The following is a 5,737-nucleotide window of genomic DNA, read 5'->3' as shown; positions in this document are numbered from 1 at the left end:
CCGGGCGTTCATCAGCCGCTCCCCCCTCCTGACCGTGAGCCTGATCTGCCCCTCTCCTATGGTCGAAAGGTCATATGCATGTTCTGCCATCACTTGCTCCTTGTCTACACGGTCGTTTTTTCAGCATGGACCACGACGTCCGCTTCAGTCCGTATTACGACCTGTCACATCTCAACTCGCACCGATCGGGTTGACCCTCCAGGGACGACCGCTGGCATCATAGCCTCCCTGCCGATGCCAAGGGGGTGGAGGACCGGCGCAACCACCCCCCGAATCGGCAGCCGTGACGGCTGCCGACCTTTGCCTCAGCCTCTAGGGTCAAGCACTTCCATGCCGGCTCCACGCAGCCAGGTTTCCACTTTCTTCCTTGCATTCACGACTATCTGATCGGCCTGGTCCGAATCATCATTCCACATCTCCAGCATGATCCGCCCCGACCAGGACTGCCGGGCCAGCTCGGCGAAAGCCGCGGGAAAGTCGGCGCAGCCCTCGCCCATGGTGATGCGACGCGGTTGCCCCGGGAGCACATCCTTGACGTGGATGGCCAGCATTCTGCCAGCTCCAGCCCTGAGCTCAGACACGGCATCCAGCTCCTGCTCGTAAAGGTTGCCGATATCCGGGTACATGCTCAACCAGGAGGACCCGACCTCATCACAGATGGACAGACCCTTGGTGATGGAGGTGATGTCATTGCCGTCCACATTCTCTATGCCCAGCATGACGCCGGCTTGGGCCGCATACTCCGCCGCCCTGGCCAGAACCTCCGCATACCTGGCGCGCTGGCCAGGATCAGGGTCCTCGTAGTAGGCGTAGTAACCGGCTACCTGGATCAGGGGAATGCCTGTCTCGTGTGCAAGATCGATCGCCTTGAGGAAGATCTCGTAGGCCCGACGGCGGATAGCAGGATCGGCCGAACCGGGGCCGACCTTGCGGTGGCAGCTCAGGCAGATTCCTCCGACCTGGACGCCCTGGCGGTCAGCAGCCTGGCGGAATGCGGAAGCCTGGGCAGCCGTCCAGTCCAGGCGGGCCATCCGCTTGTCGCTTTCGTCAATGGACAAATCCATGAAGGTGAATCCATCAGCCGCCACCTGGGTCATGAATGCATCCCAGTCATCCGGCTCGGCGGGGGACTTCAGGGCCTTCTCATAGATGCCAAGGGTGACGCTGCCACTCATTGCGGCCACACCCTGCCTATGGTCTCCCGCAATTCGGTAGCGGCGGCTAGGGGGTCATCAGCCTTGACGATGCCACGACCCGAAATCACCACTCCGACGGGAACTCCTTGGAAGAAGGGCAAGTCCTTGGCCGTGACCCCGCCGGTCACGGTGACCTTGAAGCCCATCTGATGCAGCTGACGGATACGGTCCTTGTCGTCCTCCCCCCAGGTCAGCCTTCCAGCCACTTCGGCATCGCGAGAACGGTGGACGATGACCTGGGTGGCTCCAAGCCGCCGCCATTCGCTCGCCTGTTCGGGATCGTAGGTCTCGCCAAGCTCAATCTGGACCTCGCCGCCAAACTCCTGGGCCACCTTCACCACCTGCTCGACCGTGGTCATGCTGGCACCGGCTACCACCGAGACCCAGCTGGCACCCGCCTCGAAGCAGGCGCGGGAGATGACCGCTCCGGCCTCGGCGATCCTGACATCCGCCAGGATGGTCTTATCGGGATAGAGGGCACGAATCTCGCGCACGGCCCTTAGTCCTTCGGCGATGATCAGGACGGTTCCGCACTCGATGACATCGACCTGGCTGATGGCCGCGTTCAGAGGCCTCAAAGCCGAAGGCATGTCAAAGGTGTCCAGAGCGATCTGGAGCTGGGGGCGCTCCAGGGTCTTGTCTGCTGCCATTGCGTTCAGGCCTCCTTACGGAAGGTGAAGAAGGTGTGGGCGTTGCGGATGAGCAGCTTGTCCACGTAGTCGGGATCGAAGCCTTCGGCGATCATGCGGGGACCGTCCACTGCCGGGTTGTAGTCCACGCCGCTCACAGAGCCGTAGACCTTCTGGTAGGAGCGCTTGCCGGAGTCCGTGCCCAGGAGGATACGGTCCTCATAGCCGTCTTTCTTGAAAGCCTTGAGCTCCATCATCCTGTTGGAATCGGGCTGATACTTGATCCTGTTGGTGCCGTCGATCTCCAGATAGACGCCCAGATCCAGGATCTCCTCCAGGTAGTAGACGTCAGCGTTGCGCTGGATGTGGCCGATGGCGATCTGGTCGGCGGGAACCCCCAGTCCGATCAGGGTCTGGGCCTGTTCCAGACCACATGTTCCATACGTGGTGTGCGTGTTGATGGGAGCGCCGGTCTCGATGGCCGCCTTGGCAGCAGCCTCCATGCACTTGTGCTCGAAGGGCGTGATCTCTCCGTAAGCAGTGCCGATCTTGATGACGCCTGCCTTATAAGGGCTGCGATCTACCAGAGGACCGGTGTAATCGTTGCGGTCGATGCCCTCGCGGATATCAGCAATGACCAGATCGGCGATCTGATCCACGCTGTAGCGGTTGATCCAGTGGGACTGGGTCTCCAGGTAGACATGTTCACGATGGAAGCCGGTGGCCCCTATGATCTGCAGATTCTCCACCGAGCGGGCCACCTCGGCCAACTTCTCGATGTCACGGCCGCAGTTGATGGGGCACATATCCACTACGGTGCCGCCCTGCTTGCTCCACTTCAGCGAGGCCTTGGCGAAATAGCCGGCCTCGGTCTCTGCCTTTTCGACTGAATCCAGCTGATGGTCCTTGTCCAGATAGACCTCACCGGCTCCCACCCGGATCAGATGGTCGTGGCTGTTGACTACGCCAAGCGTGCTCGGATCGACATCTCCCAGAATGGTTCGCGCGAATGCCATGTGAACTCCTTTGTTGTTTGTGCTCTTCGACTTCGCGGCACCGGTCTTCAGACTCTTCCTCCCGGTGCCTTTGACAGGAGACAGACTATGTGAGCAATTACAGAACAACAAGGACTTTGATGAACATATGTACTTTATCGATGGTTATAGATCTACGTAAATTTCATTTTTTACCTTAGAAAACCTGTATTTTCAGACCTTAGAAAGTAGATAAACGGTTTTTTACTGAGTCTGATAATATGTACATATGTTCAGCGATCTACAGATGATGACCACTTCGGATGCCCGCAAGCGGGTTCAGCTGCTTCTTCGCATAGCCCGCATGTACTACCAGGATCACATGCTGCAGTCCCAGATTGCCACAGTGACAGGCTATTCCCGCCCCTCCGTCTCCCGGATGCTGAAAGAGGCCCAGGAGCGAGGACTGGTGAAGATCTCCATTGAGAATCCATTAGAGCGGCTGGAGGAACTGGAGTCCAGGCTGATCCGACAATTCAACCTTCGTTGCGCTCGGGTCTCTGAACCGCCACAGGGATGCACCGGATATGACGTCGTACCCCGAAGCGCAGCATCTCTCCTGGTTGAGCAGACCAGGTCCGACTCTTTGATAACCGTCTCCAATGGCAACGCAGTCGCCTACACGGTTCGCGAAGTTCCCCTACAAAACTGGGCAAAGTCCAAGGTCGTGCAGATGATCGGTTCCCTGTCGCCAACCAATCCCATGACGGATTCCCCCGAGATATGCCGCATGCTGGCCCAACGTCTGGGCGGCAGCTATTCGACGTTGCCAGTGCCCATGATCCTTTCTTCAACCCCCGTGGCTGAAGCCATGCGCAAAGAACGCCAGATCGCCGACACTCTGACCCTGGGCGGACATGCCGATGTTGCGGTGGTAGGAGTCGGGTCTGTCAAGGAGGGAAGATCAGGGCACATTTTCAAAGACTACGAGAATGCGGCTTTCATCAAAGAGGTGACCGAGCTCAAAGCTGTGGGACACATCTGCGGGCACCACATCGACGCCCAGGGTCGCCACATCCAAACCAGCCTGTGCGAACGCACTATTTCGATTGAATTCGAACGCCTGAAGCGGATCTCCCTGGTCATAGGCGTGGCCTGGGGGCCGCAAAAAGTTGCCAGCATCCTTGCCTGTCTGCGGGCCGGACTTATCTCTGCACTAGCCACCGACCGAGACACGGCCGAGGGGATACTTGAGCTGGATCAACAGCAGAGAAAAGCAGGCAGACAAGTCTCACGAGCCTCGAGCCGAGCAGAGGCCAAGCAGGGCTGACCCTGCATGAAGGCCATCAGGCAGACGGGGCCTGGTAGAGCCGATCAGCCCAGATGCACCATCAAATCCTGTCGGCAAAGTGCTTCCGGGCGATCAGCTCGGCGATCTGCACAGCGTTGAGGGCGGCCCCCTTGCGCAGGTTGTCATTGGCCACGAACATGGACAGTCCCCTCTTGCCTTCCACGGCCTGGTCCTGGCGGATGCGGCCCACGAAGCTGGGGTCCTTGCCGGCTGCGTCCAGAGGAGTAGGTATTTCCGCCAGACTTACCCCGGGGGCCTTGGACAGCAGGTCGCGGGCCTGATCAGGAGTGACATCGTGCTCGAACTCAGCATTGATGCTCATGCCGTGGGCAGTGAAGACTCCTACCCGCACGCAGGTGCAGGAGGCGGCCAGATTAGGCAGGTGGAGAATCTTGCGACTCTCATTGCGCAGCTTCTGCTCCTCGTCGGTCTCCCCGCTGCCGTCATCGACCAAGTCGCCTATAAAAGGAACGGCGTTGAAGGCTATAGTGCGCACCACCTTGGTGGGCGGGGGGAACTCAATGGCCGATCCGTCGAAGACCAAACGATCAGCACCCTGCTCCACGGCTGTTTTGGCCTCGTCGCGCAGCTGGAGGACGCCGGCACGCCCAGCCCCCGATACAGCTTGGTAGGAGGAGACGATCAGGCGGCGCAGACCGTACGTCTTGGCCAAGGGACTCAGCACGGGCATGCAGGCCATGGTGGTGCAATTGGGATTGGCTACGATTCGTCGTGGTATAAGATCCAGGTCTTCGGGGTTGACCTCAGACACCACCAGCGGGACCTCGGGATCCATCCGCCAATGGGAGGAGTTGTCAACCACGTAGGCTCCGGCCTCGGCGAAGCGTGGGGCCCAAGTTCCTGAGGTCGAACCGCCGGCGGAGAAGATGGCCAGATCGATTCCGCTCAGGTCGGCCTGCTCCACATCCTCGACCGTGATAGTCCTGTCACGCCAGCGCAACTGTTCGCCGGCAGACCGGGATGAGGCCATGAAGCGCAGGTCAGCTACAGGGAAGTCCCGTTCGTCCAGCATGCGGCGCATGACCATGCCTACCTGGCCGGTGGCGCCCAGAACGGCTACATTGATGCCACGGCGACCATTATTCGCCAAATCAGCCTTATCAGTCATTGCTCTTTCCTCTCCGCTCAGCGACCTGTGCCGCCATAAACGACCGCCTCGACCTGATCGGCATCCAAATGGAAGGCCGTATGTATGGCCCGTACCGCCTCGTCCAAGTTCTGAATGGGCACCAGGGCGGAGATACGAATCTCAGAGGTCGAGATCATGAGCACGTTGATATGCCGGTCGCTCAAGGCCCGGAAGAAGGTGGCGGTAATGCCCGAGTGGGTCTTCATGCCGACCCCTACCAGGGTCACCTTGCCCACCTCAGGGTTGATGTCGACCGAGTGGAACCCCAGTTGCTCACGGGAGTCATCCAGCATGGGAACCACCTGATCAGCCTGAGCAGACGGCAACGTGAAAGAGATGTCCACGGTTCCGGTGGCCGCTCCAGCCTGGACGATCATATCTATGTTGATGCCGCCCTCGGCAAGGATAGTGAAGAGCTGTGCGGCTACGCCGGGTCG

6 protein-coding genes are annotated in these 5,737 nt (G+C 59.6%); 1 reads left to right on the top strand and 5 read right to left on the bottom strand.

Annotated features, from left to right (window positions below):
* Nucleotides 1-305: 305 nt before the first annotated feature.
* The 3 genes from AC0AP0_RS08180 to AC0AP0_RS08170 are packed head-to-tail and all read right to left on the bottom strand — an operon-like array spanning nt 306 to nt 2,841.
* Nucleotides 306-1,175: an L-ribulose-5-phosphate 3-epimerase gene (locus AC0AP0_RS08180; protein WP_046323457.1), complete on the bottom strand. Its 870-nt coding sequence runs from the start codon at nt 1,173-1,175 to the stop codon at nt 306-308.
* The gene (locus tag AC0AP0_RS08175; RefSeq protein WP_046323458.1) at nt 1,172-1,846 is read right to left on the bottom strand and encodes a 3-dehydro-L-gulonate-6-phosphate decarboxylase; all 675 of its coding nucleotides are present in this window, start codon (nt 1,844-1,846) and stop codon (nt 1,172-1,174) included. The genes AC0AP0_RS08180 and AC0AP0_RS08175 overlap by 4 nt, the downstream gene beginning before the upstream one ends.
* 5 nt (nt 1,847-1,851) lie before the next feature.
* Complete coding sequence (locus AC0AP0_RS08170; RefSeq protein WP_046323459.1) at nt 1,852-2,841, bottom strand: phosphotriesterase family protein; 990 nt, start codon at nt 2,839-2,841, stop codon at nt 1,852-1,854.
* Between the two features lie 265 nt (nt 2,842-3,106).
* Between AC0AP0_RS08170 and AC0AP0_RS08165 the strand changes: the two genes are divergently transcribed.
* Nucleotides 3,107-4,129, top strand: coding sequence for a sugar-binding transcriptional regulator (locus AC0AP0_RS08165; protein WP_490430106.1), 1,023 nt, complete (start codon nt 3,107-3,109; stop codon nt 4,127-4,129).
* A 61-nt stretch (nt 4,130-4,190) separates the two neighbouring features.
* On the opposite strand, the gene AC0AP0_RS08160 is transcribed toward AC0AP0_RS08165, so the two are convergent.
* Both AC0AP0_RS08160 and AC0AP0_RS08155 read right to left on the bottom strand, forming a co-directional pair.
* Entirely contained in the window at nt 4,191-5,279 is a 1,089-nt protein-coding gene (locus AC0AP0_RS08160; RefSeq protein ID WP_490430105.1) for an aspartate-semialdehyde dehydrogenase, read from the bottom strand.
* Nucleotides 5,280-5,296: 17 nt separating this feature from the next.
* Nucleotides 5,297-5,737: ACT domain-containing protein (locus tag AC0AP0_RS08155; protein WP_490430104.1), on the bottom strand; the 441-nt coding region annotated here is incomplete at its 5' end.

It is taken from the genome of Bifidobacterium sp. POST2/T3 (B1) (genome assembly GCF_058197115.1).
Note: the sequence above shows the minus strand (reverse complement) of the source record. Positions and strands in the feature narration are given on the sequence as shown.